Origin of the sequence: Mesorhizobium sp. M0894, assembly GCF_040319725.1 — a bacterium.
In the GTDB taxonomy this organism is placed as follows: domain Bacteria; phylum Pseudomonadota; class Alphaproteobacteria; order Rhizobiales; family Rhizobiaceae; genus Mesorhizobium.
The window spans coordinates 1-26,671 of the sequence record NZ_JAMYOG010000019.1 but is presented as its reverse complement, the minus strand read 5'-3'; the positions used below and the strand labels follow the sequence as shown (position 1 = coordinate 26,671).

General features: G+C 63.0%; 33 protein-coding genes and 1 pseudogene. 19 read left to right on the top strand and 15 right to left on the bottom strand.

What is annotated here, in order from left to right; genetic code table 11:
- Positions 1-129 precede the first annotated feature (129 nt).
- From NKH91_RS26970 to betI, 4 genes are all read right to left on the bottom strand, one after another.
- Positions 130-564, bottom strand: a complete 435-nt coding sequence (locus NKH91_RS26970; protein ID WP_352848424.1) for a DoxX family protein — start codon at positions 562-564, stop codon at positions 130-132.
- A 159-nt stretch (positions 565-723) separates the two neighbouring features.
- Entirely contained in the window at positions 724-2,121 is a 1,398-nt protein-coding gene (gene fumC, locus NKH91_RS26965; protein ID WP_352848422.1) for a class II fumarate hydratase, read from the bottom strand.
- Between the two features lie 147 nt (positions 2,122-2,268).
- On the bottom strand, positions 2,269-3,027 hold the full coding sequence (locus tag NKH91_RS26960) for an SDR family NAD(P)-dependent oxidoreductase (protein ID WP_352588577.1): 759 nt from the start codon (positions 3,025-3,027) through the stop codon (positions 2,269-2,271).
- A gap of 116 nt (positions 3,028-3,143) precedes the next feature.
- A complete protein-coding gene (gene betI, locus NKH91_RS26955) occupies positions 3,144-3,746 on the bottom strand; it encodes a choline-binding transcriptional repressor BetI (RefSeq protein ID WP_502899034.1) in 603 nt (200 codons plus the stop codon).
- A gap of 122 nt (positions 3,747-3,868) precedes the next feature.
- On the opposite strand from betI, the gene choX reads away from it, so the two are divergent.
- The 3 genes from choX to NKH91_RS26940 all read left to right on the top strand — a co-directional run bounded on the left by choX (position 3,869) and on the right by NKH91_RS26940 (position 7,208).
- A complete protein-coding gene (choX, locus tag NKH91_RS26950; RefSeq protein WP_031195251.1) occupies positions 3,869-4,804 on the top strand; it encodes a choline ABC transporter substrate-binding protein in 936 nt (311 codons plus the stop codon).
- Between the two features lie 101 nt (positions 4,805-4,905).
- Complete coding sequence (locus tag NKH91_RS26945; protein ID WP_352848419.1) at positions 4,906-5,661, top strand: alpha/beta fold hydrolase; 756 nt, start codon at positions 4,906-4,908, stop codon at positions 5,659-5,661.
- A gap of 8 nt (positions 5,662-5,669) precedes the next feature.
- Positions 5,670-7,208: an amidase gene (locus NKH91_RS26940; protein WP_352848416.1), complete on the top strand. Its 1,539-nt coding sequence runs from the start codon at positions 5,670-5,672 to the stop codon at positions 7,206-7,208.
- On the opposite strand, the gene NKH91_RS26935 is transcribed toward NKH91_RS26940, so the two are convergent.
- The gene (locus NKH91_RS26935) at positions 7,161-7,958 is read right to left on the bottom strand and encodes an NIPSNAP family protein (RefSeq protein ID WP_352848414.1); all 798 of its coding nucleotides are present in this window, start codon (positions 7,956-7,958) and stop codon (positions 7,161-7,163) included. The two genes, NKH91_RS26940 and NKH91_RS26935, sit on opposite strands and share 48 nt — an antisense overlap.
- Before the next feature lie 150 nt (positions 7,959-8,108).
- Between NKH91_RS26935 and NKH91_RS26930 the strand changes: the two genes are divergently transcribed.
- On the top strand, positions 8,109-8,702 hold the full coding sequence (locus tag NKH91_RS26930; protein ID WP_352848411.1) for an LmrA/YxaF family transcription factor: 594 nt from the start codon (positions 8,109-8,111) through the stop codon (positions 8,700-8,702).
- A gap of 60 nt (positions 8,703-8,762) precedes the next feature.
- Here the strand turns inward: NKH91_RS26930 and NKH91_RS26925 are convergent, their stop codons facing one another.
- On the bottom strand, positions 8,763-9,356 hold the full coding sequence (locus NKH91_RS26925; RefSeq protein WP_023722740.1) for a hypothetical protein: 594 nt from the start codon (positions 9,354-9,356) through the stop codon (positions 8,763-8,765).
- Positions 9,357-9,475: 119 nt separating this feature from the next.
- On the opposite strand from NKH91_RS26925, the gene NKH91_RS26920 reads away from it, so the two are divergent.
- A complete protein-coding gene (locus NKH91_RS26920; protein ID WP_352481755.1) occupies positions 9,476-10,612 on the top strand; it encodes a metallophosphoesterase in 1,137 nt (378 codons plus the stop codon).
- Between the two features lie 60 nt (positions 10,613-10,672).
- On the opposite strand, the gene NKH91_RS26915 is transcribed toward NKH91_RS26920, so the two are convergent.
- Positions 10,673-10,852 (bottom strand): CsbD family protein, encoded by a 180-nt coding sequence (locus NKH91_RS26915; RefSeq protein WP_352481754.1) that lies wholly within the window; start codon positions 10,850-10,852, stop codon positions 10,673-10,675.
- 133 nt (positions 10,853-10,985) lie between these two features.
- Here NKH91_RS26915 and NKH91_RS26910 point away from each other — a divergent pair, with 133 nt between their 5' ends.
- From NKH91_RS26910 to NKH91_RS26900, 3 genes are all read left to right on the top strand, one after another.
- A complete protein-coding gene (locus NKH91_RS26910) occupies positions 10,986-12,428 on the top strand; it encodes a patatin-like phospholipase family protein (protein ID WP_352848408.1) in 1,443 nt (480 codons plus the stop codon).
- Positions 12,429-12,457: 29 nt separating this feature from the next.
- Complete coding sequence (locus NKH91_RS26905) at positions 12,458-13,126, top strand: glutathione S-transferase family protein (protein WP_352848405.1); 669 nt, start codon at positions 12,458-12,460, stop codon at positions 13,124-13,126.
- Between the two features lie 82 nt (positions 13,127-13,208).
- Positions 13,209-13,901, top strand: a complete 693-nt coding sequence (locus NKH91_RS26900) for an SDR family NAD(P)-dependent oxidoreductase (protein WP_352848402.1) — start codon at positions 13,209-13,211, stop codon at positions 13,899-13,901.
- 81 nt (positions 13,902-13,982) lie between these two features.
- On the opposite strand, the gene NKH91_RS26895 is transcribed toward NKH91_RS26900, so the two are convergent.
- Positions 13,983-14,834: a LysR family transcriptional regulator gene (locus NKH91_RS26895; protein ID WP_352848399.1), complete on the bottom strand. Its 852-nt coding sequence runs from the start codon at positions 14,832-14,834 to the stop codon at positions 13,983-13,985.
- A 97-nt stretch (positions 14,835-14,931) separates the two neighbouring features.
- Here NKH91_RS26895 and NKH91_RS26890 point away from each other — a divergent pair, with 97 nt between their 5' ends.
- The 7 genes from NKH91_RS26890 (at position 14,932) to NKH91_RS26860 (ending at position 18,472) form a co-directional block, all read left to right on the top strand.
- Positions 14,932-15,393, top strand: coding sequence for a RidA family protein (locus NKH91_RS26890; RefSeq protein ID WP_031195259.1), 462 nt, complete (start codon positions 14,932-14,934; stop codon positions 15,391-15,393).
- 47 nt (positions 15,394-15,440) lie between these two features.
- Positions 15,441-16,229: an SDR family oxidoreductase gene (locus NKH91_RS26885; RefSeq protein ID WP_352848396.1), complete on the top strand. Its 789-nt coding sequence runs from the start codon at positions 15,441-15,443 to the stop codon at positions 16,227-16,229.
- Positions 16,230-16,658: 429 nt separating this feature from the next.
- Positions 16,659-16,868 carry a cold-shock protein gene (locus NKH91_RS26880; protein ID WP_010915421.1) on the top strand — a complete coding sequence of 70 codons (210 nt, stop codon included), beginning with the start codon at positions 16,659-16,661 and terminating at the stop codon, positions 16,866-16,868.
- 414 nt (positions 16,869-17,282) lie between these two features.
- Positions 17,283-17,510, top strand: a complete 228-nt coding sequence (locus NKH91_RS26875) for a hypothetical protein (protein WP_352481748.1) — start codon at positions 17,283-17,285, stop codon at positions 17,508-17,510.
- Positions 17,510-17,917, top strand: coding sequence for a hypothetical protein (locus NKH91_RS26870; RefSeq protein ID WP_023722751.1), 408 nt, complete (start codon positions 17,510-17,512; stop codon positions 17,915-17,917). The genes NKH91_RS26875 and NKH91_RS26870 overlap by 1 nt, the downstream gene beginning before the upstream one ends.
- Position 17,918: 1 nt before the next feature.
- Positions 17,919-18,083, top strand: a complete 165-nt coding sequence (locus tag NKH91_RS26865; protein WP_352481746.1) for a hypothetical protein — start codon at positions 17,919-17,921, stop codon at positions 18,081-18,083.
- Positions 18,084-18,154: 71 nt separating this feature from the next.
- Positions 18,155-18,472, top strand: coding sequence for a YkgJ family cysteine cluster protein (locus NKH91_RS26860; RefSeq protein WP_502895891.1), 318 nt, complete (start codon positions 18,155-18,157; stop codon positions 18,470-18,472).
- A gap of 29 nt (positions 18,473-18,501) precedes the next feature.
- Here NKH91_RS26860 and NKH91_RS26855 read toward each other — a convergent pair whose 3' ends face one another.
- Positions 18,502-19,422 (bottom strand): AraC family transcriptional regulator, encoded by a 921-nt coding sequence (locus tag NKH91_RS26855; RefSeq protein WP_352848393.1) that lies wholly within the window; start codon positions 19,420-19,422, stop codon positions 18,502-18,504.
- A 170-nt stretch (positions 19,423-19,592) separates the two neighbouring features.
- On the opposite strand from NKH91_RS26855, the gene NKH91_RS26850 reads away from it, so the two are divergent.
- Positions 19,593-19,997, top strand: a complete 405-nt coding sequence (locus tag NKH91_RS26850; RefSeq protein ID WP_352885038.1) for a nuclear transport factor 2 family protein — start codon at positions 19,593-19,595, stop codon at positions 19,995-19,997.
- Positions 19,998-20,083: 86 nt separating this feature from the next.
- A complete protein-coding gene (locus NKH91_RS26845; RefSeq protein WP_352848387.1) occupies positions 20,084-20,695 on the top strand; it encodes a LysE family translocator in 612 nt (203 codons plus the stop codon).
- A 60-nt stretch (positions 20,696-20,755) separates the two neighbouring features.
- Here the strand turns inward: NKH91_RS26845 and NKH91_RS26840 are convergent, their stop codons facing one another.
- Complete coding sequence (locus NKH91_RS26840) at positions 20,756-21,790, bottom strand: AraC family transcriptional regulator (protein WP_352848384.1); 1,035 nt, start codon at positions 21,788-21,790, stop codon at positions 20,756-20,758.
- Between the two features lie 192 nt (positions 21,791-21,982).
- Here NKH91_RS26840 and NKH91_RS26835 point away from each other — a divergent pair, with 192 nt between their 5' ends.
- The gene (locus NKH91_RS26835) at positions 21,983-22,408 is read left to right on the top strand and encodes a GFA family protein (protein WP_031195266.1); all 426 of its coding nucleotides are present in this window, start codon (positions 21,983-21,985) and stop codon (positions 22,406-22,408) included.
- 160 nt (positions 22,409-22,568) lie between these two features.
- Here the strand turns inward: NKH91_RS26835 and NKH91_RS26830 are convergent, their stop codons facing one another.
- The 4 genes and pseudogenes from NKH91_RS26830 to NKH91_RS26815 form a co-directional block, all read right to left on the bottom strand.
- Positions 22,569-22,955, bottom strand: coding sequence for a nuclear transport factor 2 family protein (locus NKH91_RS26830; protein ID WP_352848381.1), 387 nt, complete (start codon positions 22,953-22,955; stop codon positions 22,569-22,571).
- 16 nt (positions 22,956-22,971) lie between these two features.
- Positions 22,972-23,418 carry an OsmC family protein gene (locus NKH91_RS26825; RefSeq protein ID WP_023722760.1) on the bottom strand — a complete coding sequence of 149 codons (447 nt, stop codon included), beginning with the start codon at positions 23,416-23,418 and terminating at the stop codon, positions 22,972-22,974.
- A gap of 52 nt (positions 23,419-23,470) precedes the next feature.
- Complete coding sequence (locus NKH91_RS26820) at positions 23,471-23,833, bottom strand: zinc-binding dehydrogenase (RefSeq protein ID WP_352848378.1); 363 nt, start codon at positions 23,831-23,833, stop codon at positions 23,471-23,473.
- A 40-nt stretch (positions 23,834-23,873) separates the two neighbouring features.
- Positions 23,874-24,350: pseudogene (locus NKH91_RS26815) on the bottom strand (zinc-dependent alcohol dehydrogenase family protein); the annotation flags it as partial.
- Positions 24,351-24,580: 230 nt separating this feature from the next.
- Here NKH91_RS26815 and NKH91_RS26810 point away from each other — a divergent pair.
- Complete coding sequence (locus NKH91_RS26810; protein WP_352481740.1) at positions 24,581-25,180, top strand: TetR/AcrR family transcriptional regulator; 600 nt, start codon at positions 24,581-24,583, stop codon at positions 25,178-25,180.
- Positions 25,181-25,397: 217 nt separating this feature from the next.
- On the opposite strand, the gene groL is transcribed toward NKH91_RS26810, so the two are convergent.
- The coding region (groL, locus tag NKH91_RS26805) for a chaperonin GroEL (protein WP_352951019.1) at positions 25,398-26,671 on the bottom strand (1,274 nt) is incomplete at its 5' end.

Genomic DNA, 26,671 nt, shown 5'->3' with positions numbered 1-26,671 from the left:
AGCGGCCGTTTTGGCCCAGCGCCCGATCTTAGCAGAGTTCCGGCCAGCAGATCGACCGACGCATTCCGACAACGAAAAAGGGGCACGGAAAATTCCGCGCCCCTTTTGTCTAGGCAATGCTGGGCCGCTTCAGCCGCGCTTGGCGTCGATCGAATACGCGCCGGCACCCGAGGAGGCGAGCACGAGGAAGCCGCCGGCAATGCCGAGGTTCTTCATGAAATTGATCATCTGCATCTGATCGGCCCAGCCGGTGTGGGCGACCAGCGCGGTGGCGACGGTGAAGATCGCCATTACCCAGCCGACGATCCGGGTCTGGAAGCCGACGAGGATGGCCAGGCCGCCAAGCAGTTCGATAAGGCCGACGACAATGGCGGTCACCATCGGCAGCGGCAGGCCAAGGCTGCCGAAATAGCCGGCGGTGCCGGCAATCGCCGTCAGCTTGCCGAAACCGGAAAGCAGGAAGATGACAGAAAGCAGGATGCGGCCGAGCAGGATCGTGCCCGAGGCGCCGGCGGCTGTGCCGGAACCGGCAAACGACGTGTTGGTGGACGTGTTGGTGGACATGCGTAACTCTCCAGAAGGGTTTGGCCAAACGGCTTGGGATACCCGTCTAGTTAGCGCAGGCCGACTGTTCACCAAAGATGCGAGATTGGTTACGGATTGTTCACCCAGGTAACGTTTTCGCGATCAACATGGGTGTTGAGATCCAGGCATATCAACACCCTAGCCCGGATGCGTCATGTCCTCCGGCCGCACCAGCCGCTCATAATCGGCTTCGCTGACCAGCCCGGTGGCCAGCGCTTCCTCGCGCAGTGTTGTGCCGTTCTTGTGCGCCGCCTTGGCGATCTTGGCGGCGTTGTCGTAGCCGATCGTCGGCGCCAGCGCCGTCACCAGCATCAGCGAACGGTCGAGTGCTGCCTTGATGTTGTCTTCGCGGGCCTCGATGCCGACGACGCAATTGTCGGTAAACGACACCGAAGCGTCGGCCAGCAGCTGGACCGATTGCAGGAAACAATAGGCCATCAGCGGATTGTAGACGTTGAGCTCGAAATGGCCCTGGCTGCCGGCGAAGCTGATCGCCGCGTTGTTGCCGAACACCTGCACGCAAACCTGCGTCATGGCCTCGCATTGGGTCGGATTGACCTTGCCCGGCATGATCGAGGAGCCCGGTTCGTTTTCCGGCAGCGACAATTCGCCGAGGCCCGAACGCGGGCCCGAGCCGAGCAGGCGGATGTCGTTGGCGATCTTGAACAGCGCCGCCGCGCAGGCATTGATGGCGCCGTGCGAGAAGACCATGGAATCATGGGCGGCCAGCGCCTCGAACTTGTTCGGCGCGGTGACGAAATCGATGCCGGTGATCGCGGCGATACGCGCCGCCACCTTTTCGGCAAAACCGACCGGCGCGTTGAGGCCGGTGCCGACCGCGGTGCCGCCCTGTGCCAGTTCCTGCAGGCCGGGCAGGGTCATCTCGATGCGCTTGATCGACGAGGCGACCTGCGCCGCATAGCCCGAGAATTCCTGGCCGAGCGTCAGCGGCGTGGCGTCCTGGGTGTGGGTGCGGCCGATCTTGACGATGTGGGCGAAAGCCCTGGTCTTTGCCTCGAGTGCCGCATGCAAATGTCTCAGCGCCGGCAGCAGGTCGTGTTTGATGCGCTCGGCGCAGGCGATGTGCATGGCCGTCGGATAGGTGTCGTTCGACGACTGGCTCATATTGACGTGGTCATTGGGATGCACCGGCTTCTTCGACCCCATGACGCCGCCCAAAAGCTCGATCGCGCGGTTGGAAATCACCTCATTGGCGTTCATGTTGGACTGGGTGCCTGAGCCGGTTTGCCAGACGACCAGCGGGAAATGCTCGTTCAGCTTGCCGTCGATGACCTCCTGGGAGGCCTCGACAATGGCCTTGCCGATCGCCGGATCGAGCCGCTTCAGCTCCATATTGGCTTCGGCGGCGGCCCGCTTGACGATGCCCAGCGCCCGCACGATCGACGCCGGCTGTTTCTCCCAGCCGATCTTGAAATTGGCAAGTGAACGCTGCGCCTGCGCGCCCCAGTAACGGTCGGCGGCGACCTCGATGGGACCGAACGTGTCGGTTTCGGTTCTGGTCTCTGGCACGCTCACGAAGTCTCTCCGGGTTGCAAATTTGCAAACGGCGTATCGCGTTGCACAAATGCCTTCAAGCGGAGATTGCGGACGATGGGGATGCAAATCGGTTGAAGCAGCGCCTTTTCCTTCTCCCGCAAGGGGAGAAGGAAGAGCGCGCGCTCCTCACCCCGCCGTGTACCCTCCATCCACTGCAAAGATGCCGCCGCTGGTCCACGCCGCTTCGTCGCTGGCGAGATAGACCGCGATGCCGGCAAGATCGCTGGTTCGGCCGATGCGGCCGAGCGGGTAGCTGCGCTCGACATAGGCCTTGAGCTCGGCCTGCGCGGCTTCCGGCAGGTTTTCGATCGACCTGCGCCGCATTGCGGTGTCGACCGTGCCGGGCGCGATGGCGTTGACCCTTATGCCGCGCGGCCCGAGCTCGAAGGCGAGCGACTTGGTCAGCGAATTGAGCGCGCCCTTCGACAGCGAATAGAGGCTGGACGGCCGCTTCGGGATCATCTTGTGCGCAAAATAGGACGAGACATTGATGACCGATGCCCCGCCCGGCGCGAGATGCGGCAACAGTCGCTGGGTGAGGAAGAATACCGCCGTGACGTTGAGCGCGAACGATTGCTGGAACTGGTCCTCGCTGACGGTTTCGAACGGCATCAGGAACGCCACGCCGGCATTGTTGACGAGGATATCGAGAGGTGGGCCGCGCCTGACATGCTCGACCACGGCATCGATGCCGGCGCTGGCCGACAGGTCAGCTGACAGCGTTTCGACATTATCCCCGAGCTGCTTGCGGGCGGCGTCGAGTTTTTTGCCGTCGCGGCCGACGATCAGCACGCCAGCGCCTTCGCGCAAGAAAGCCTCGGCGATTGCCAGCCCGATCCCGTCCGAGCCGCCGGTGACCAGTGCCCGTTTGCCGCCTAGTCTCATCCAGCACTCCCGCGCATTGCCGTCTTGTCTGGTAAGGAGAGCAGCGCCGTTGCCGATTGTGGTCAAGCCGCCGGCCTATCTCACAGTATGAACTTCGGCTGTCGGGGCACGATGGTCTATTCGGCAGCGGCTGCATCGCGCCGAACAGCCAGGCGGAGAGCGACAAAATCCTTGACCTGATGAATGGCCTGTTCACGCGTAACGCTGCCTGGCTGCAGGCCAAGCCGCAGCCACAGCCCGTCGATCAGCGTGGTGACGCCGAAAGCGATCTCGTCAGCATCGCGCGCCGGCGTGAGACCGCGCAGGCCGGACAGCAGGTTGGAGCGCATGCGCGCATGGATCACCTTCTGAATGCGGGCAAGCTTTTCGTCGCGCGGCACCTCCGCGCAAAGCGAAAGCCAGGCGTGGCAGAGGGACGGCTGGAAGAGATGCGGCTCGAAATTGCCTTCGATGATGGCATCTATCCGTTGCATTGGGGTGCGCGCCTGCTTCAGCCGCTCGACCACTGCATGACGCAGCACCAGGTTCGACTCGCGCATGGCGTGCTCGAACAGTTCCCGCTTGCTGTTGAAATAATGCAGCACGATGCCCTTCGACGCGCCGGCCTGTGCCGCCACTTTTTCTATGGTGGCGCCAGCTATGCCTTCGCGCTGAAGCACGGCAAAGGCGGCTTGCCGCAGCTCTTTGCGGCGTATGTCGCTGAGGCGCTTGAGTTTCACGGGCCGGATCCATGCATCGAAAACCGAGGTTGACATTTTCGTCCGCCGAGATCAAGAATTGACTGGTGGGACAATATAAGGACCGAATGGTCAACACCGTTGGTGAAATGAGGAGAACCGAAATGCTTCGTAGCCTTGGAATAGGCGCCTCGCTCTGGGTCCTGCTGGCGACCCAGCCGGTCTTTGCGGCTGAACCTGAACAATGCAAGGTCGTGCGCATGGCCGAGCCTGGATGGAACGACCTTGCCTTCACCACCGGCGTCACCAGCGTCTTGCTCGATGCGCTCGGCTACAAGCCGGCAAGCTCGCTTCTGGGCATCAACGTCATCTATGAATCCTTGAAGAACAATGATTTGGACGTGTTCCTTGGCTATTGGGATCCGGCGATGATCACCTATTACGAGCCCTATAAGAAGGACGGCTCGGTAGACGATGTGCGCGTCAATCTCGTCGGCGCCAAATACACCTTTGCCGTGCCGACTTACGTCTGGGAGGCCGGCGTCAAGGATTTTGCCGACCTGCAAAAGTTCGCCGACAAGTTCGGCAGGAAGATGTATGGCATCGAGCCGGGCTCGAACCAGCTGATGATGGACGCCATCGCCGATAAGTCGCTGGGCCTCGATGGCTGGCAGGTCGTCGAATCGAGTGAAGCCGGCATGCTTTCCGAGGTCGGCTACGAGATCAAGGAAAAGCGCTTCATCGTCTTCCAGGGTTGGGCGCCGCATCCAATGAACACGATGTACGACTTCAAATATCTGAGCGGCGGCGACAAGTTCTATGGCCCGAACTTCGGCGCCGCGACGGTGACGACGCAGGTGCGCAAGGGCTATCTGCAGCAATGCCCGAATGTCGGGCAGTTGCTGAAGAACCTCGCCTTCGACATCGATTTCGAAAATCTCGGCATGGGCTATCTCATCAATGACGGCCTGAAGCCGGAGGAAGCCGGCCTGAAGGCCATCAAAGGGAATCCGGATAGGCTCGGCGCCTGGCTTGCCGGTGTCACCACATTCGATGGCAAGCCCGCGCTCGACGCGGTCAAGCAGCAGCTCGGCCTTTGATATCGGTCGATCAGGCTGGCTGGAACGGCCGCAAGCGCAAGGTCGGTGCCGGCTGCACTGAAACGGCCTGCGTCGAAATCGCCGGGCAGGAGCCCGCGCTGGTGCTGGTGCACGGCTTCTCCGACACGAGCCGCAGCTTCTCCTTGCTGGCGCCGCATCTCGCCGGGCGCCGGCTTATCATCCCAGACCTGCGCGGGCATGGCGCCTCGCCGGCCGGGACACGCGGCTTCGCGTCAGCGGATTTCGCGGAAGATGTGGTGAGTTTGATCGAGCGGTTGCGCCTCGAGCGGCCGGTTCTGGTCGGGCATTCCTTGGGCAGTATGGTGGCGATCGAGGCAGCAGCGCGCTATCCCGAGATGATTGGCGGCCTGGTGCTGATGGCCGGAACGGTGCGGCCGCAGATCGGTGAGGATCACCCGATGACCATTGGTGTGCGGGCACTTCGAGACCCTATATCGCCGGCCGATCCGTTCTATGAGTATTGGCATGCCTGCGAGGCCGAGATTCCAGCGGACTTCCTGACCATGGCTGCAAAGGAGGCGTCAGCCATGCCGGCGGCACTTTGGCGCGCAATCCTGGAGCAGGTTCGGCGCGTCGATCTTACCGACAAGGCGCGTACGCTGCGCCTGCCGGCGCTTGTCATTGCTGGCGGGCGCGACCTGCTCTTCGACGAAACGCACCAACAGCGGCTCCTCGAAGAAATCCCTGCCGCGGAGTTCGTGGGCGCGGCGCGGTGCGGGCATAACCCGCACTGGGAGGATCCGGCATTGGTCGCGGCAGCCATCGCCCGATATTTCAAGGTCCGGAGTAAAGCTGGATCCCAGTCGACGGCCGACGCGACCGGCAGTCCGGGCTGAGAGCAGTCATGAACCTTTCCGAATATGTGGCGTTGGATGCCGTCGCCCTGGCCGGGCACGTTCGTTCGGGCGAACTGTCCGTTGTCGAGGTCGTCGAGGCGGCTATCGAAGCAATCCAAAGCATCAATCCCGCCATCAATGCCGTGACACTGATCGATGCGGACCGGGCGCTTTCCGCGGCGGCAAGCTGCAACCGGCACGCCGCACTCGCCGGCATTCCTTTCCTGGTCAAGGACACCGGCGTGAATGTGCGGGAGTGGCCGACGACGCACTCGTCGCTCTACTTCAAGGATGCCGCGCCGAAACCCGACAGCGAGATCGTCCGGCGCTGGCGGGCCGCCGGTCTGATCTTGCTGGGCAAGACAAACACGCCTGAATTCGCCAATGACTTCGTCACCGAACCCAGCTTTCGCGGCCCCACCTTGAACCCTTGGGATCTTTCGCTGACGGCGGGCGGCTCAAGCGGTGGAGCTGCTGCCGCGGTGGCAAGCGGCATGGTGGCGGTCGCCCACGGTTCCGATATCGGCGGCTCGATCCGGGTGCCGGCTGCCTGTTGCGGCGTGTTCGGCATGAAGCCGTCGCGCGGACTCACGCCTGTCGGCCCCTGTCGAGGTCAGGTCGGCGCCGGGCTCTACGCCGACAACGTCCTGTCCCGCACCGTTCGCGACAGCGCCGCCATGCTGGACATAACTGCCGGTCCAGAACAAGGAGCGCCTTACTCCGTGTCAAAATCGGTGCCGTCCTACCTGGACTGGCTGTCTTCGCCCGGCGAGCATCTGCGCGTCGCGTGCCTGGCGCACCGGCCGGATGGCGCGCCGGTCGCGCCCGAGATCGAGGAAAAATTACGTCAAGCCATGGTCCTCCTCGAGGATATGGGGCACGAGGTCACACAGGCGCGTTTCCCGCGGGAAGGCAGCGCCGAAGCGGACTGGAGCATCTTCTGGATGTCGGAGGTCGCGCGGCTGGTTGACGAGCGCGCCGACGAGATCGGGCGGATGCCGGGGGCCGGCGAAATCGAAAGCCTCAGTCGTCACGCGCTCGACTGTTTTCGACGGTCCTCGGCCGCCGACTATCTCAGGGCGCAGGACCATGTGCACAGCGCTTCGCTGGCGATGGCGAGGGCGTTCGATGCGTTCGACCTGATCATGACGCCGACCACGGCCGGCCTGCCGCCCCGGCTTGGCGCCATCCATGGCGATGGTGCTCTCTTTGATTACGAGGCTTGGGCGAGCCGGGCCTACGGCTTTGCGCCCTTCACCGAAATCTTCAACGTCACCGGCCAACCGGCCGCCAGCCTGCCGCTGTTCCAGTCGAAAGGCGGCCTGCCGATTGGCATCCAGCTCATTGGCCGCAAGAACGAGGATCACCGTCTGCTGCGCGTTTCCCTTGACCTGGAGCAGGCAACCGCATGGACGGCGCGTTACCAGGCGATCATGCCAGACACTTTCAGGCATGAACCAGGAGGCTCCGGCGACGTAGGAGGCGTCGACGATGTTGGTTCATACCGAAATTGGGTGCTGCCCGAGCAGCGATCGCGCCGTCGGTAACAGACGCAAAACCTCCGCGGGCCTGGCGAATTCCCGTTGTACGGTCTGCTGAAGCGCCTGCCAGTCTGGGGAGGCGGCCAAGGCCGCCTCGTGGCGGGTATGCGCCTCGGCGCTGTCGAAACCCGTGACGCTGATGAAGACGTTTTCGCTGGCCCGCACCGGCAGCCGCGGAAAGCTGTTTTCGGCATGCTCGGTGACGAAGGCGGCGAGCGGTTGTCCGCCAAGTGCGGCAAGAACCGGAAGAGCCTCGGTCTGGAAATCCCTGGCGAAGCCGGCTTCGAGGCCCGGTCGCAAATGATGAATCCTGATGACAACAATTGCCTGTAAAGCACTGCTTGTGCTTGGTTCTTCGAGATCCGTCTGGGGTACTCGTTGCGATCCCGAGAGGTCGAAGCCGGCGCCCGGCCAAGCCGGTTTCAGCAGCAGCACGTCGTCGGAATCGATCATCGTGGCGTTGGCGGCGTTGCGCCAGGCCGCCCACACCGGCCCGTCATAGAAGGCGGCCAGCGCATGCTTCCGCGCGATCATGCCGTCGAAGCCGCGCAACCAGACGAACATATGTGGCCGGTCGAGATCGCGGAACTGGCCGATGATGGTCATCCCCGCGGTTTCCTGGCCCTCGATCAAATGATTGTCGAAGATGCCGATCAGCGTCTCGCGTCGGCCAGGTTTCAGCGTGTATTGCCGAAGTTCGACGACGGGCGAGGCGAGCAGATCGGATTTAGGCATGGCGTTTAAAGGCAGGCTCATTGCGTGATCTCCAAAACAGGACAGTCATCCTGTTTTACAAAACAGACCGGTTGTCCTGTTTTGTCAATCTGCTATCGTGTGAAAATGCCAGCAGAGAACACAGCCCGCCCAAAGGCGCGGGCTCAAAAACGCACCAATGACCCCGAAGGCATGCGCAAAAAGGTGCTCGATGTCGCCGAAGAGGCGTTTCAGGCACGCGGCTATCACGCCTCCAGCATGGGCGACCTGATGGCGACGGCGGGCGTCACCGGCGGCGCGCTGCACCACCATTTTCCGACCAAGAAGGCGCTGGCGCTTGCAGTGATCGAGGAGCGGGTCGCTGCCGCCGTCGAAGACACATGGATCGCGCCGGTGCGGATGGCCGGCTCGGCGCGGGAGGGCGTGCGCGCCGTGTTCGCGGCCGTCGCGGCGGAGCTGGAGCAGCAGGGTTTCGTGCGCGGCTGCCCGCTCAACAATCTGGCGCACGAACTGTCGCTTGCCGACCCGGATTTCCGCATTGCCCTTGCCGGCATTTTTTTGGCCTGGCGTCAGGCGATCGCCGACAAGATCAGGGCCGACCAGCAGGTGGGCCGGGAGCAGGGCACCGATCCGCAGCGCTTCGCAGCGCTCGCCGTCGCCACCTATTCCGGCGCCATGTCGATGGCCAAGACCGCACAGGACACAAGAGTGCTGCGCGACTGCCTGATGGCCTTGGAACAGGGAGTCACGAGGCGACGTCGCAGGATACTGCACAAAGCCCCTTGACGCCGGCAGGACAGAGGCGCCGCCGTCGCTCACTATGACCGAGGTGGGGAGGCCGAGCTCTTAATTCGGCAGCGGCTTGATCAGCTCGTAGCCGACCACGCTTTCGGCGCTGGTGCCCTCGTCATAGCGCCTGGCCACAACTGCCTGCAAGTCGGGTGCGTAAAGCGCGGTAAACTCGTCCCGCGTCTCGCCGGCCTCGCTCCTGATCGTCTGCTTGACCGCGAGCACGGAGTATTTGCATTCACCCAGGCTGAACGTCTCCTTGCCCTTGACGTTGATCTCCAGCGTCTCGGTGCCCTTCGGCGGCTTGTTCGGTGCGAGGCGGGCAAACACGATCTTGTTCTTAGCCCCCGCCTTCAGCGGGAACACCTTCCTGAGATCGGAAAACGGGATCATCGCCAGCTGCCCCGTGCTGCTGTCGCGAAACACCTCGATCAGTCCGCCGAACAGGTACTGCGACTGCGGCGATTGCGACTGGTATTTGTTGGCAACGGCCACCATTCCGCCCGCTGCCGGTCGAAATTCGCTGTGGATGCCAGGCCTTTCGAGAATGAAGCCGGCCTTGGCCGATTTGACGTCGATGCACTCGGCGCCATGCGCTGCGCTCGTCACCGCCAGAATGGCCATTGTCATGCCGATGGATGCAGTTTTCATGCCGTCCTCCTCTGCCCGCGCAAGTTGAATGCCGAAAGCAATGCCAGACCTGGGAGAACGTGTCGACATACTTTGCGAGCAACTGGACTGCCGATCCGCGTCGTGCTGAATTTTAGCGCATGATGCATCGCATTCCCGCCCTACCGGTTTCTCGGCGCAGCTTCCTGATGCAGGCAGCGGCCGTTGCCGCGGCCGGCGCAGTTTCGCGCCCGGCCTTCGGCCAGACCGGGCAGCGCATCCCGCCGATCGACGCCACCTTCCTGTTTATCGCTGATGTCCATGCCTGCCGAATGGCGAACGGATTGAGCCCGCATTGCGAGCAGGAGGGCAAGACCGACGCTGCCTTGCTGCGCAACGTCGCCGCACTCAACGGCGTCGGTGACAGACAATGGCCGGCTGAAATCGAAGGCGTTGCCACCGGCCTGCGCTCGACGGGCAACATCGGCACGCCGCTCGGCCTCGTCGTCGGCGGCGACATCACCGATGACGGCGGCGGCCAGATCACCCAGCCCAGCGAGGGCACGCAGCTGCTTCAGTTCAGCCAGCGCTACCAGCAGGGCGTCGGCCCCGACCGTGTGCACATGCCCGTCTATGTCGGCCTCGGCAACCACGACCTCGACCAGAACGGCCCGCGCTCGCATGTCGACTGGTACCGCCGCGAAATGCGCGACTATGTCGAGGTCAACCACCGCCCCGGCGTGTTCTTCAAGCCGCCTGCGCCGGCGACCGACTACGACGTCGAGACCGACTGCTATTCATGGGATTGGGGCGGTCTGCATCTTGTCCAGACGCACCGTTTTGCCGGCGATACCGGCCACGGCGCCGCCAACAGCCTGCCATGGCTGAAGCAGGATCTGGCGACCTATGCCGGCGACGGCCGCCCGGTCATCCTGTTCCAGCATTATGGCTGGGATACTTTTTCGATCGAAAGATGGGACGCCGCCGAGAGAACCTTCGACGACAGCGGCACGGGTCCGCCGCATTGGTGGAGCGAAGTCGACAGGCAGGCGCTGCTGGCCGTGCTGAAAGGCTACAATGTCGTCGGCATCTTCCATGGCCACCAGCACGCAACGCCGATGATCTACCGCCGTGACGGGCTCGACTTGTTCAAACCGAAGGCCGCCTTCATGGGCGGCTTTGCCTTGGCGCGGGTGACCGGAAACAGCATGGATGTGGTGCTGGGCGAAGCCGCCGGAAATCATGGCGAGGTCACCTTCACCAATGCATACAGCAAAAGCCTGACTTTCTTACGGTAAGAGAGGGCGCAAAAAAGGCGGCCGAGCCGCCTTTTTCCTGGTTCGCGAAGGGGGCCAGTGTCAAAGCGCCTTCTTCACCTTGTCCTTCACGTCGCCGTAAGCCTTCTGCATCTTGCCGGTCGCCTTGTCGACGTCGCCTTCGGCCTCGGTGCGCCTGTTGCCGGTGGCCTTGCCGGCGGCCTGCTTGACCGAGCCCTTGGCTTGCTTGGCGACGCCTGCCACCTGATCCTTGTTCACCATCGCGCATCTCCTGGAGTTCGGGAGTTTTATTTGCGAGGCAAACGGTCAGGCACCGCTTCGGTTCCATGCATCGCCGGACAACCGGTTGCACCCGGCGCGGTAATGCGGCTAGGCTCTGCCCGGGGGGATTTCGATGCGTTTTCGCCTTGCCTGTGCCGTTGCGACGTCCATGCTTTTGGCAGGCTGCGTCGCCGATGATGTCGGGCCGATCAATGTCTTTACGCCCGAAGCCGGCAGGCCGTCGCCGGCTTTCATTCCAGATCCGGGCGACGACGGCTCGACTGTGCTCGGCCTCGCCTTCTCCGGTGGCGGCACCCGGGCCGCGGCCTTCTCCTACGGCGTTCTGCGGGCGCTGGACGACATCGTCATCGACGAGCAGCCGCGGCGGCGCACGCTGGTCGATGACATCAGGATGATTTCCGGTGCATCAGGCGGCGCGGTGACTGCCGCCTATTTCGGCTACAAGGGCGAGGACGGCTACCGCGACTTTCGCGAACGGTTCCTGATCCAGAATGCTGAGGCCGACCTTCGAACAAGGCTGTCGCCGTTCAACCTTGTCCGCGCCTACTATGGCGGCGTCAATGACCGCAGCGGTTTTGCCAAATGGCTGAACGACAATCTCTTCGACGATGCGACATTCGAGGCGTTCGCCAAGCCGGACCGGCCCATCATCTGGATCAACGCGTCCGATATCTATAACCGCACGCCATTTCTGTTCAGCTACGACACTTTCGCGGCGCTTTGTAGCGATCTCGACAAGATGCGGTTGGCTGATGCGGTCGCGGCTTCCGCTGCCGTGCCGGTGGTCTTCGCGCCGATCGTGGTTTCCGCCACCAGCCCGGATTGCGGCTACCGCAGGCCGCAATGGTTGAGCCGGGCACTGGCCGATCACAATGCCTCGATCAGGCTCAAGGCCTATGCCAGCGCGCTCGATTCCTATCAAAACGCCGATCCCCTCGACTATGTGAAATTGCTGGACGGTGGTCTGACCGATAATCTCGGCGTCACCGGCTTTACCCTGGAGCGCTCCGCCGCCGGCACCGCCTATGGTCCGCTGTCGCCGGCCGCCGCTGTCCGGTTGAGGACGCTGCTTTTCATCGTTGCCGACGCCGGCGCCGACAACGACGTGAGCTGGGCCAAGTCTATCCACGGACCGCGGCTTAGCGAGTTGCTCGACGCCGTGACGAGCACCACCATGGCGGCCGCGGTGCGCGACGAAGCCGACGCACTGAAGCTGGCCGTCTCGCAATGGCGCGGTGAATTGGTCCGCTACCGCTGTGCTTTGCCGACCTCGACCGTGGCTGCCTATCGCGGCTCGACTGCCGGCTGGGATTGCCGCGATGTTGAACTCGTGGTCCAATATCTGTCCTTTGCCGACCTCGACCAGGCGACACAGGCCAAGCTGAACGCTGTCCCGACGCGGCTGAAATTGCCGGTCGATCAGGTCGACCTCACCATCGCGGCCGGTCGCGAGGCGCTGCTGGTCAATGCGGATATCACCAAGGCGGTCGCCGCCATCCGCGCTCGCGCCGGCGTCACGCCGGGGGCACAATTGGCCGCGGCACAAGCAAACTGAGCCGCTGGGCTCGACACGGAGAGACCATCTTGGCTGAATTCACGCTCTTCATCGGCAACAAATGCTTCTCGTCCTGGTCACTGAGGCCATGGCTGGCGATGAAGCATCTGGAGATACCGTTCGAGGAAGGTTTTGTGCGCCTGCGCACGCCCGAGACCGCCGCCAATCTGGCCAGGATATCGCCGACCGGCCAGGTGCCGGTGCTGAACCATCGGCTGCCGAATGGCGAGATCCGGATCGTCTGGGAAACCCTTGCCATCCTTGAATATCTTGCCGACCTGTTTCCCGACAAGAAGCTCTGGCCGGCCGATATCGGCGCTCGCGCGCACGCCCGCTCGGCGGCGACAGAGATGCATTCCGGCTTTCGCGAGGTCCGCTATGGCTGGCCGATGAATTTGCGCCGGCCAAAAGGCCACAAGCCGCTCGACGCCGAAGGTGAGGCGCAACGGGCGCGCATCGAGGATCTGTGGCGGCAATACCGGGAAAAATACGGCAAAGGCGGGCCGTTCCTGTTTGGCCATTTCACCGCGGCCGACGCCATGTACGCGCCGGTCGTCACCCGCTTCGACACCTATGGCGGCACGCTGGCGCCCGACACCCGCGCCTATGTCGATGCCGTGCTTTCGATGCCGGCGATGCGCCACTGGTATGCGGAGGCGGCGAAGGAACCATGGCCGGAGCCCGGCCCCGACGAATGAGCCGAGCAACCGACAAGCTGGTCTTCCACTTCGCGGCCCGCGGCCTATCTGAAGATCGGGCAGGGGCTCTGGAGACTCCACAATGACAGCTGTTTCTTCCGCACTGGCCGGCAAGGTCGCTCTTGTCACCGGCGCCTCGTCGGGCATCGGCGAGGCAACCGCTGTGGCGCTCGCGGCCGCCGGGGCAAAGGTGGCGATTGCCGCCCGCCGCGCCGATCGCCTCGAAGCGCTGGCCGCGCGTATCGAAAAGGCCGGCGGCACGGCACTCCATATCGCGGCCGACGTCACCAGCAACGACGATGTCACCGCCATGGTCGACAAGGTTGTCGCCGAATGGGGCCGCCTCGACATCCTCGTCAACAATGCCGGGGTGATGCTTCTGTCGCCGGCCGCCGAGGCGGTGCTCGATGACTGGCGCCGCATGGTCGAGCTCAACCTGCTGGCGCTGATGGGTGTCACCAAAGCGGCGCTGCCGCATCTCAGGGCCGCCAAGGGTCACATCGTCAATGTCTCGTCGGTCGCCGGCCGCGTCGCCAATCCCGGCGCCAGCGGCTATGCCGCAACCAGTTCGGCGTCGTCGGCTTTTCCGAATCGCTGCGCCGCGAAGTCTACTCCGACAAGGTTCGCGTCACCGTCATCGAACCCGGCCTGGTGCGCACCGAGCTCGGCGACCATATCACCAATCCGGCGGCGAAGACTGGGCTCGACCAGCGGCTCGCCGCCATGGAGGCGCTGGCCGCCGAGGACATCGCCGCGGCCATTCTCTACGCCGTGAGCCAGCCGGCGCACGTCAACGTCAACGAGATCGTCATCCGCCCGACCGACCAGGAACGGTGAATGACGTCGGATCGTTTCGTTAGACTTCGAATCCCGCCCGCAGGAAATCGCCACACTCCTCGACCAGCCGGGACGGGTCCCTCGCAAAGTAGACGCCGAAATCCGCCATCGGCGCCGGCGGCAGGTTGAAGCGTCCGTTGAGGCTTTGGCAGTCGGGCGGCAGTCCTTCCTGCAGCAGAAGGCCGATGCCAAGCCCGGCCCTCAGCGCCGAGATCAGCGTCGCGAAAGTCGACACGCGGCAGCCGATCTTCCAGCCGAGCCCGGCCTCGGCGAGCGAGGCCAGCATTCTGTCCTGCCAGGAGCAGGCGCCTTCGAAGATGACCAGCGGAAGCTCGACCTCGTCATCGATCTCGATCATGCGGCTTGCCGCCCAGACCAGCTGTCGTGACAGATGACCTCGCGGCGCCTTTGTGAAGCGCGCCGGATCGGCCATGACGATGTCGCATTTTCCTTCGCCCAGCGACTTGCTGAGATCGGCGCTGCTGGCCGATGTCAGCTCGATCTCCACGGAAGGATGCCGGCGGCGGAAGTCGGCAATGATCAGCGGCAGCCGTGTCACCGCCAAATCCTCGATGATGCCCAGCCGGACACGGCCGACCAGCCTGCGGCCTTCTATCTCGCGCCTGGCATCGTCGCCGATCGCGATGGCCTTGCGGGCGAAGGCGAGCAGGATCTCGCCGGCCTCGGTCAGCGTCACGCCGCGCGGCGAACGGCGCAGCAGCTCGGCGCCGACTTCACCCTCGAGGCGCTGAAGCTGCATGCTCACCGCCGCCTGGGTGCGGGCAAGTCGATCGGCCGCCCGGCTCACCGTTCCCGTATCGGCCACGGTGACGAAGGCGCGCAGCAGCCTGACGTCGATATCTCCAGTCATAAGAATTCCTGATAGCTGTGTCAGCACTATCAGGCTATCCGAAAGCCCGATCTGAATTCAAGGTCCGCTCGCACGAACGAAAACAGGAGCAGCCACCTTGTCCTACAGAAGAAGATTTGAGGAGTTCGGTGTCGCCTGGCCGTCGCTCGAGCGGCCTGCTTTGCCGTTCTCGCCGACGGTTCGGGTCGCCGACATCGTCTATGTCTCCGGTCAGATTCCCGAGATCGCGCAGGAGATCGCCGCGATCGGCCAGGTCGGCAGAGAGATCGATCTGGCTGCTGCGCAGAACGCCGCCCGGCTCTGCGCGGCCAACATCGTCTATTGGCTGGACAAGGAACTGGACGGCAATCTTGACCGTGTCGTGAAATTCGCCAAGCTGACCGTCTATGTGAATGCGACGGCCGGCTTTTCGGCCTATTCGGAGGTCGGCAACGGAGCATCCGAATTTCTGCTCCATGTTTTCGGCGAGCGTGGCGAGCACGCCCGCTGCTCGCTCGGCATGGCCGGCTTGCCGGCCAATGTTCCGGTCGAAGCCGACGCTATCGTGCATGTCCGCTAGGGAAGTCGCTCGAAATAGCCAGTGAAACCAGCAGGAGGCTTGGCTTGATGGATGCAAATCTTGAGGGGCGGAGGGCGCTTGTTCTCGGCGGAGGCAAGGGCCTCGGTTTCGGCGTTGCCGAAGCGCTCGCGGCGAAAGGCGCCGAGATCATCCTGGTCGGACGAGGGGAGGCGACCCTGGATGTGGCGCGGCGCGCGATCGAGGCCGCCGGCCACATCTGCTCGACCTTCAGCGCCGACCTCTCCGACCACGACAGCGTCTCCCGGCTGATCCATGCCGTCGAGGACGAGCATCAGCGGATCGACATCGTCCTGCTCAATGGCGGCGGCCCGCCGCCCTTCGCGGCCAGCGTCTTCGATGCGAGCGTCTGGGAGAAGCAGTTCACCAGCATGGTGCTGAGCCAGATGCGCGTTGCCATTTCTTTCCTGCCAGGCATGCGGGCGCGGCGCTGGGGACGCATCATCGCCGTTTCCTCGACTTCCGTCCGCGAGCCGATCCCCGGCCTTACCGCCTCGAATGCGCTGCGTGCGTCGCTCGCTGGCTGGGCCAAGACCCTGGCCGGCGAAGTGGCGGCGGACGGCGTTACCGTCAACCTGTTGCTGCCTGGCCGTTTTGCGACGGACCGGACCAAACAGTTCGACGCCATGGACGCCGCCGACAGGGGTGTCGACGCTGCCGTGATCGCCGCCGAGAGTCAGGCCGATATCCCGGCAAAGCGCTACGGCACTCCCGCCGAATTCGGTGCGGTTGCAGCATTCCTGGCCAGCGCCGCCGCCGCCTATATTACCGGCGTGGCTTTGCCGGTGGATGGCGGGCTCAGTCGCGGCATGGTGTGAGGAGCAGGGGGCGGCGGCGCGAATGGTCGCATCACACAGGAACGCCCCTCGTGCCTTTTATCTGCGCGGGGGGCGTCCTGGTGGTCGTCCGCCTTTTCTCAAGATCGCTCTTTCGAGAACGGCGTTCGACACCGAAAAAATGCTCCGGCGCCAAAATGGTTCCCGGCTAAGTGGTTTTTTCGGCGGGCAATAGCCCGGTTTTCGCTGTCGTATTTGCCGCCGCCGCGCATCTCCACGAGTGTTGCAAATCAAAAAATTGACACAGCGCGCAAAGAAGTCTACAAGAATTTTGTCGATGTTTGTTTGACCGACTTTTGTTATCCGCGTGCCGAGGCGCGCCTTTGACGAACTTCCCCATCAAAATCGAGACAAACGTTGTTGTGCATCCGCATGACGGCGAACGAATATTTGCCATGGAAAGGGTTCGTTATGAGCACAGGCACAGTTAAATGGTTCAACGCCACCAAGGGTTTTGGTTTTATTCAGCCTGACGACGGTTCTGCCGACGTTTTTGTCCACATCTCAGCCGTCGAGCGCGCCGGAATGCGCGACATCGTCGAGGGCCAGAAGCTTGGCTACGAGATGGTCCGCGACAACAAGTCGGGCAAGATGTCCGCCGACCAGTTGAAGGCGGCCTAAAACGGAATTCAGCCTCACCGGTGACCACGGATGTACTGGCACCGGTGAATGGCAAATTCCAGCACATGATCGCGGGAGGTTAAGTCCCCGTTCATGCGCATGAGAAGAACGTTTCTTTGCGCGTCTCTCGGGATGCGCATGCGCTCTCATGGAAGGTCAGGCGGTGCCTGGCCTTTTTCATTTTTGCGCTTCGACCGCCGAAAGAGCGCTGCTCGACGGCCCGGACGTGCTAAGAGGCTGTTTCGAAATTCGCTCTGACGGCCATCAGACGGCCGTCAGAGTAGAATTTCCAAACGGTCTCTGAGGACGTTCCAGCAATTTGAAACCGGCTGCCGTATTGCTTTGTGCGGGATCCTGGCCGAAAGACCAGTCTCGCCACTTTTCGGCGGCGCGCTCCGAACCGGGAGAAAGACCTTGACCGCAACTTCAAAAAGACCCCGCGACCAGGCCGAATCCATTTTTAGCAAGACGCGGACCCAGTCGATGTCGCTCGACCGCATCAATTCCGAACGGGATGCCGTCAGCCAGGCGCGCGAAGCCAAGACCGCGCGGCTGCGCGAACTGCGCCTGGAAAAGGAAGCCGATGACATGGCGGCAGCGGTTGCGCTCGCGGCCTCGCCGAAACGCGCGGGCAAACGCTGATGGCCACCAAACGCGTGCCTCAAAAGGCGATCGCCGCCGATTCGACCATCGCCGATGTCGTGGGTGAGCTCGACAAGCCGGTCGAATATGTCCGGCGCGTGCTCGAAAAGCTCGAGCGCTGCCGGCGTGTCCACGGCGATGCCCAGGTGCGGCTCGGCGTGCGCGGCCGTGCCGAATGCCCCAATTATCTGATCGAATACGTCCGGGAAAACGCCAAGACGCACGAGCGCGTGACCTATCAGGACGCCGCCTACAGCGGCAGCACGCATCGCGAGCTGGCGCCCCGGCACATCGAGGAAGCCAGGAACTGGTCGCCCGAAGAAATGAACATCACGGCCGTTTCGGCGCTCATCGGCCGCCTTCGCAATCCGAATGCGCCATCATCGCGTTTCTCTGACGAGGATTGATATGGCAATCAAGTTTTCCGCCAAGGGCCAGCCGGCCGCGCCTACTGCCGCCGTGAAGCCGGCCAAGCCGGCCGCCGCACCAAAAACCGGTGAAGCCGCCGAAGCGGGTACCGATCTGTTCAGGTCGCCGGCCGAAGCACCGCCGCGTAAGCCGAAGAAGAAATAGCACCCTTGCAGCAAAATGCCGGCCGGAAATCTGCGCCAAGGCTGCTTGCCCTGGCGGTCGCAGAGGATTTTTTGTCGCCACAAGAGGGCGCCGATCCGGTTGCCTTCGATTGCCAGACCTGTGGCGCCTGCTGCGCCTACTCGTCAAGATGGCCGCGCTTTTCAACCGAGGATGACGCGCAGCTCGACCTTATCCCGCAAAAATACGTGGCTGCCGATGAAGCCGGCATGCGCTGCGACGGCGCGCGCTGTTCGGCACTGTGCGGCGAGGTCGGCAAGTCGACCGCCTGCGGCATCTACGAGATCCGTCCCGACGTCTGCCGCGCCTGCATGCCGGGCGATGACGACTGCCTGATGGCGCGCCTGGCTCACGGACTGCCGGTGGTGTAGTGACGGCCCTCGGGCAGTTTTGAAATTCGTCAGTCAGATGATCGAAAGTCGCTGCGGTAGAGGCCGGGCGATCGTCCGGTCAACCGTTTGAATGCCTGCGAGAACGACGGCACCGATTCATATCCGACGGCGCGCCCGATCTCGCCAATGTTCTGGTTCGTTTCTCGCAGAGCCTTGGCGGCAAGGTTCATCCGCCATCGAGTCACATAGGACAGCGGCGGCTGTCCCACGAGTTGAGCGAAGCGACGCGCGAAGGTGGCCCGGGACTGTGCCGCGCCGCTGGCAAGGGAAGCGATAGTCCAGGGACCATCCGGCCGCTCGTGGATCAGGCGCAAAGCCTGCGCAATGCCTTTATCGCGTAAGGCGCCAAACCATCCGCCTGTTCCGAGAGGCTGATGTTCTATCCAGGCACGCAATAAGAAGATCAACGTGCTGTCGAGAAGACGTGGGGCGACAATGTCGTGACCGCCGAGATTGCTTTTTGCTTCGACCTGCAGAAGTTCCAGGGCAAGCCGCAGCGGCTCGCTGGTGTCGATCTGATTTCGGGTCAAATGGATCAGCGGTGGAAGCAGCGAAACCATCGGATATGGTCCGACGCCGACGAGTGAATATCTCGCACAAAGAAGAGTTGTCGCGCCGCTCTCGCTTTTCGGTTCCAGTCCGCTCCGATTTGCGGAAAGGACGGCGGATATCGATGCCGTCGGTGCATCCGCCGGATTGCAAAGGGCATGCCCGATACCGCTCGCGACAAGGATGACGTCTCCCTCGCCTAAGCGGATCGGCTCCTTTTCACCGGCTAGCCGCAGCCAGCATTCGCCGTTCTGTATGACGTGGATGGCGGCATTCCTTATCGGATCGACCGAAATACCCCATGGCCGATGCAGGGTCGCGCTGCCGATCATGGCGCTGCCAAATCTCAGCGAAGCAAGAACTTCGGACAAGGCATCCATGAGAACCATCCTCCGATGATGAATCGGACAACGATATTAGACGATTGGATAAGAATCTAGCGGAATGGCATATCGACCATCTCACAAGCGTGGCTGATTATGTTGGCAATGTCGGCGTGCGGACGCTCCTGTTCACACCAGGCAGAAGCAGGCACCTCACGGAGCAAAACATGCGTGACGAACCATCAAATCCAGTTAATTCGCTCGAGACCAACAAGACGATCGTCCTGGACTTCATCGACAAAGCAGTAAACCAGGGCAACATCGAAGCTGCTTCGATGCATTTTGGCGAACGCTACATCCAACATAATCCGAACATTGCGGATGGTGCGGACGGCTTCAAAGCCTATCTGCAGCAGCTCAAACAGTCATTTCCCCTCGTGAGGGGAGAGGTGAAGCGGATTTTTGCCGAAGGGGATTTCGTCATCGTGCACATGCACGCAAAACGCGAACCCGAAGAGGAGGGCTTGGCCATCGTCGACATTTTCAGGCTGAACGAGAGTAAGCTAGTCGAACACTGGGAAGTTCGGCAGCCCATCGCGGATAGCAAGCTGCACGCCAATAGCATAATCTGAATGCGGATAGGCTCTCAGGCTGGCTTGTGCCCGCACGTTTCGCTGATTACGCTGCCGGCGGCAGGGCCAGCACCGGGAGACCATCTGTGAGCATCGAATTCCTGTTGACGTCGCTGATTGTCGTGGCTTCGCCCGGCACTGGCGTTCTCTATACGCTGAGCGCCGGGCTTTCGCGTGGTGCGCGTGCCAGCATCATTGCCGCTTTCGGCTGCACGCTCGGCATCATTCCGCATATGGCGGCCGCCATCACCGGCCTCGCGGCTCTGCTGCACACCAGCGCCGTCGCCTTCGAGACGCTGAAATATCTCGGCGTCGCCTACCTGCTCTACATGGCCTGGAACACGCTGAAGGAGAAGGGCGGCCTGAGCGTCGACGAAAATGTCGCGCCGCGCTCGGCCGGCAAAGTGATCACTTCGGGCATCCTCATCAACATCCTCAATCCGAAGCTGTCGATCTTCTTCTTTGCCTTCCTGCCGCAATTCGTCAGCACCACCGAATCGCATGCGCTGTCGAAGATGCTGGAGCTCAGCAGCGTCTTCATGCTGCTCACCTTCGTGGTCTTTGTCGGTTACGGCATCTTCGCGGCGTCGGTCCGCAGCCATGTCGTGTCGCGGCCGAAGGTGCTGACCTGGATGCGCCGCACCTTCGCCGGAGCCTTTGTCATGCTCGGCGCCAAACTGGCGCTGGCGGACCGGTAGATCTCTTTGTTTTGACGCATTCCGGACGGAAACCGTTTCGCACCTTTCCTGGAATTGCTCTTACCGCTGCGGATCGGCGGGTCCGCCTTCGGTTTCGGGAGCCTCGCCGCCGCCGAAACCGGGCGCAGCGCGAACACCCAGCCGCCAGGCCGATGGGGGGACGCCGATCATCTTCTTGAAGGCACGGCTGAACGCCGCCTCGGACTCGTAGCCGATTTCCGCCGCTATGTTTGCGACGTTGCTGTTGCCGGTGCTGAGCAGTTCCGAGGCAATCTGCATCCGCCATTTGGCGAGATAGTGCACCGGCGGCATCCCGACGAGCCTGGTGAAACGCTCGGCGAGCACGGTGCGCGACAGCGCGGCCTCCTTCGCCAGCGCCTCCACGGTCCAATTGTGCTCGGGCCGATCGTGGATCAGCGCCAGCGCCTTGCGCAGGTGCGGGTCGCGCAGGCCCGCCAGCCAGCCGGTGTGTTGCGGTGGAAGCGACTCCACATAGCGGCGCAGGACGTCGACGAACATGAGCTCGCTGAGCTTGGTGAGCACGGTCTCGCTGCCAGCCCGCTTTTCCGCCACTTCCGAGACTGCCAATCTGATGAATTGGCCAAGCCAGCCGGCATCGCCTTTCACGTCCCCGGCCTTGATCACCGGGGGCAATGCATCGAGCAGCGGATTGAATGGCTGTGCGTCGCAGGCAAGATAACCGCAAACGAGCCTAGCCGAGATCGACCCGTCGCTGCCATGGTTGATGTGGAACGGCATTTGGCTGGCGGACGCGATCTCCAGGACATCGGCGGTCGGAGGATCGGCCGCGAGCTTGGGATTGCTCGACATGATGTGCGGGTCGCTGTGGGTGAAGACCACGACTTCGCCGGCCTCCACCGCGATCGCCTCCTTGCCCACGATGCGAGCAAAGCAACGGCCGGCCGTCACCACGTGATAGGAAATCAGGTGGTCCGCGCCGGGCAGGATCTTCGGCAGTATCGATGACGGGGCAGGCGAGCAGACGGCCCATGGATCCTGAGCCTTGATGTCGAAAAACGTCGCGCCGGTGAGACGCACCTTTTTCAAGAGGTCAGACAGAGCGTCCCCGGCCATTCCATCCATGTCCCGTAAGTTGCGCGGCAACCCGGCGCGACATCCCTTTCGAGTTCCGGACGCGCTGTCAAGTGAGGCGGACGCCTCGTCATTCCGTTCATTGCCGGAAGCTTTAAACCCCGTCGGCGCTGAGCTCTGTCTCAAATCAGCTGCTGAGCGCAGTCGAACTCAAGAAAAATGAGGATCTAAGTCATGACGGTACATAAGGGCGGATGTTTTTGCGGCGCCGTGGAAATCGAAGTGCACGGAGCGGCCGAGGCGATGGGCTACTGCCATTGCAGTTCCTGTCGTTCGTGGTCGGCGTCTCCCGTGAACGCGTTCACGCTGTGGAAGCCGGAAAACGTCAAGGTCACCAAGGGCGAGGAGTTCCTGTCCGGCTTCGAGAAGTCCAACATGAGCGACCGTCAGTTCTGCACGAAGTGCGGCGGCCATCTGATGACCGATCATCCGCCGCTCGGACTGGTAGACGTCTATGCGGCCACGATACCGACGGTGAAGTTCACGCCGGGGGTTCATGTCAACTACGCCGAGACGGTCCTGCCGATGAAGGACGGATTGCCGAAGCTGAAAGACTTCCCCGCCGAACTCGGGGGCTCGGGTGTGAGCGTGCCGGAGTAACCCGGCAATGACACACGATTTCGAACAGCGACATCTCACGACTGGAGAATATGCATGGACATCACGACATTGCGCGCCGCGCAGGAGCCGATCAAGGATCTATATCGCAAGGATGCGCGCGCGGTGCAGCTTGGCTGACGGCAGCTTGTCGCGCCAAGCGCTATCCCTTCACGTAGCCCATGGCCTCGACAATCTGCCCGTCCGCCAGGCGCATCAGGTTGACGCCGCGCAGCGAATTGCCGTCGGCCATCCAGTAGCGCCAGCGGATCGTTGCCCGGTCGCCGGCGACGAAGGTTTCTTCGATGTCGAAGCGCGTGCCGCGTCCGGTCGCGATCGCCGACCACAGTTCGACGCAGGCGCCCTTGCCGATGCGGCGGGCGCCGTCCGGGGCCGGCGTGGTGTTCTCGATCACGCAATCTTCCGCCACCAGATCGTCGAGCGCCGACGGGTCGTGGCGCTGGAAGACGTCGTTGTAGCGCCGCATGATCTCGGCCGTCTCGGCGGAGCGTTTGGCCGCGGCGATGTCGATGATGAGTTCCTGTGTCATTGGATATTCCTTCCCTTCAGTGATCAGCAACGGTTTCGACGAGGCGGGCCTTGAGCGTGATCGCCGCGACGCCGGCCAGCGCCCGCGACACGAGGCAGCTCTCCTTGGCCGTCTGCGCCAGCCGCTCGAAATCCCCGGCAGCCAGCCCGGCCACGCTTGCCTCCGTCTCCAACTCGATACGGGTGATCGTCGGTCCGGCCGCGGTGGCGCCGAGATGCGCTTTCGCGATCGTGTGAATGCGTGCGGGAGTATAACCTTCGCGGCCCAGGATGGCGCTCAGCGCCATCGAGAAGCAGCCGGCATGCGCCGCCGCGATCAATTCCTCCGGGTTGGTGCCGGGACCGTTCTCGAAACGCGACGGGAAGGAGTAGGCGCCTTCGAATACGCCGCTGCCTAGCCTCAGCCGGCCCGAACCTTCTTTCAACGATCCCTGCCATTGGGCCTCTGCTTCACGAATGGTCATTGTGTCTCTCCTTTGATTTGAGGGGGTCGATCAGATTTTGGGGGCGAACCAGTCAGGCGCCGTCGACGACCACTTTCCCGAAGACGTCGCCTTGCTGGAAATAACGGTAGGCGTCTTGGGGCTCGTCGAAGGCGAACACCTTGTCGATGACAGGCTTAAGCCGATGCACCGAGATGGCGCGCAGCATGGCTTCGAGGTTGGTGCGATTGCCGACGAAGAGGCGGCTGATGGTGGCGAGGCTGCGCTGGTAGACCGGGCCGGGGATCTGCACCGTCCCGCCTTTCGCATCCTGTATGGTGAGAAGCACGATGCGCCCGTAAAGCGCGCAGGCGATCATCGATTGCGCGAAGGTCGGCGGGCCGCCGGTCTCGACGACGAGGTCGATGCCACCGGTTTGCTTCGCGCACAGCTGCACCCCATTCCGGCATGTCGGCCGTCGAGACGACGAGGTCGGCGCCCAGCGCCCGCAGCCGGTCCAGCTTCTCGCCGCGCGAGCTGACGGCCACGACCCGGCAGCCGAGCAGCTTGGCGAATTGCAGCGCAAACAGCGCGACGCCACCTGAACCGATGACCAGAACCCACTGCCCGGGCTTCGGCATCTCGGCCGCCGTCACGGCATTCCAAGCGGTCAGGCCGGCACAGGTCAGTGTCGCCGCTTGATGCCAGTCGAGATGATCGGGAAGCCACACCGCCCATTGCTCGTCGAGCACCGCGTATTCAGTCAGCATCCCGTCCAGCGTGCAGCCAAGCTGGTCGATCAGCCCGGCATTGATGCGGCCATCAATCCAGCGTGCAAAATAGCTGCCGGTGATGCGGTCGCCGGCGGCAAAGCGGGTGACGGCATCTCCGACGGCAACGACTTCCCCGGCACCGTCGCTCAGCGGGATAACGCCTTGGCGCGGCGTCAGCGGATAGGTGCCGTTGAGGATCATCGTATCGCGGCGGTTGAGCGATGTGGCGCGGACACGCACGACGATCTCGTGCGGCTTCGGCGTCGGCTGCGTCCCGTCGCGCATCACCAGGCACTTGGTCACGCCGGTTCCTTCAAGACGATAACTACGCATTCGCCCCTCGCTGATATATAGACTGATCTATATATTATATAGACCGGTTGTCATATTCGAGGCAAGGCCTATAATGCTCATTCCTGACAGAGGTTGACATGGCGAACGACACCCGCATCCGCATACTCGAGACAACGGCGCTGCTGCTGAGGCAGCGCGGCTACCACGGCACGTCGCTCAACGACATATTGAGTGCCTCAGGTGCACCAAGGGGCTCGCTCTACTTCCACTTTCCGGGCGGCAAGGATCAGCTGGTCGTCGAGGTTACGCGCGATAGCGTCGCCGATGTGACGCAGAGGCTGGACGCCGCGCTCGCTGCCGAAAAAGATCCGGCGGTGGCGGTCCACCACATCTACCAATCGGTCGCGCGCATGCTGGAAGACAACCAGTTCACGCTCGGTTGCCCGATCGCGCCCGTGGTGTTGGATTCGCCGACCGACATGCCGGAGTTGGCTGAGTTGTGCCGGTCGGCCTTCGAGCAATGGATAGGCCTGCTCAGGGCGGCCTTCGTCAGGGCAGGGGTGCCCGAGCGCCGCGCGCACGCGCTGGCGCTGCTGGTCGAATCATCGCTGGAAGGGCTGATGGTGATCGCACGCGCCACCCGCGACCGCGCCCCGGTGCTGGCGGTAGCCGATGAGGTCGCGGCGCTGATTGAGGGGGCATTGCCGGCGAAAGAGATCGCAGTCACGGCGCATTGACGTTTCGCGCTTCCACGGCATCGAGGCCAGCGCGGAGCCCTGCCGAAGGGCCGACGCTCCAGCTCTGCAATTCACGTTCTGCGCCGACGCCGAAGAAACGGTCAGGGGTATGCTTCCGCTTGCTTTGGAATCGGACCGCCTCTCATCCTCCGTCCCATTAACGAAAAAGGGCGACCTCTCGGCCGCCCTTTCCGTACATGAAGGCTGATGGGTTGGATTAGAAATCCATACCGCCCATGCCGCCCATGCCGCCGCCGCCCATGCCGCCAGGCATGCCGCCGCCAGCCGACTCCTTCTTCGGAGCCTCCGCAATCATGGCTTCGGTGGTGACCAGCAGGCCGGCGACCGAGGCCGCGTCCTGCAGAGCCGTGCGCACAACCTTGACCGGATCGACGATACCCATGGCGATCATGTCGCCATATTCGCCGGTCTGGGCGTTGTAGCCGAAGGTCGCGCCCTTGTTCTCAAGGATCTTGCCGGCAACGATCGATGCTTCCGCACCGGCGTTGGCCGCGATCTGGCGGGCCGGAGCCTGCAGCGCGCGACGCACGATGCTGATGCCGGCGGTCTGGTCGGAGTTGGCGCCGGTTGCCTTGATGCTCAGCGAAGCGCGCAGCAGTGCGACGCCGCCGCCGGGAACGATGCCTTCTTCGACGGCCGCACGGGTCGCGTTGAGGGCGTCATCGACGCGGTCCTTCTTTTCCTTGACTTCCACTTCGGTCGCACCGCCGACGCGGATGACGGCAACGCCGCCCGCCAGCTTGGCGAGACGTTCCTGCAGCTTCTCCTTGTCGTAGTCCGAGGTGGTCTCCTCGATCTGCTGCTTGATCTGGGCGACGCGGCCCTGGATCTCGGCCTTCTTGCCGGCGCCGTCGACGATGGTGGTGTTCTCCTTGGAGATCGACACCTTCTTGGCGCGGCCGAGCATGTTCAGGCCGACATTCTCGAGCTTGATGCCGAGGTCTTCGGAGATGACCTGGCCACCGGTGAGGATAGCGATGTCTTCCAGCATGGCCTTGCGGCGATCACCGAAGCCAGGCGCCTTGACGGCGGCGATCTTCAGGCCGCCACGCAGCTTGTTGACGACGAGCGTGGCCAGGGCCTCGCCCTCGACGTCTTCCGAAATGATGACCAGCGGCTTCGAGGTCTGCACGACAGCCTCGAGGATCGGCAGCATGGCCTGCAGGTTGGAGAGCTTCTTCTCGTGGAGAAGAATGTAGGCGTCTTCCAGATCCGCAACCATCTTCTCGGCGTTGGTGACGAAGTAGGGCGAGAGATAACCGCGGTCGAACTGCATGCCTTCGACGACTTCGAGCTCGGTCTCGGCGGTCTTGGCTTCCTCGACGGTGATGACGCCCTCATTGCCGACCTTCTGCATCGCTTCCGCGATCATCGAGCCGACCGAAACGTCGCCATTGCCGGCGATGGTGCCGACCTGGGCAACCTCTTCCGAGGTCTTGATCTTCTTGGCGTTCTTGATCAGCGTCGCGA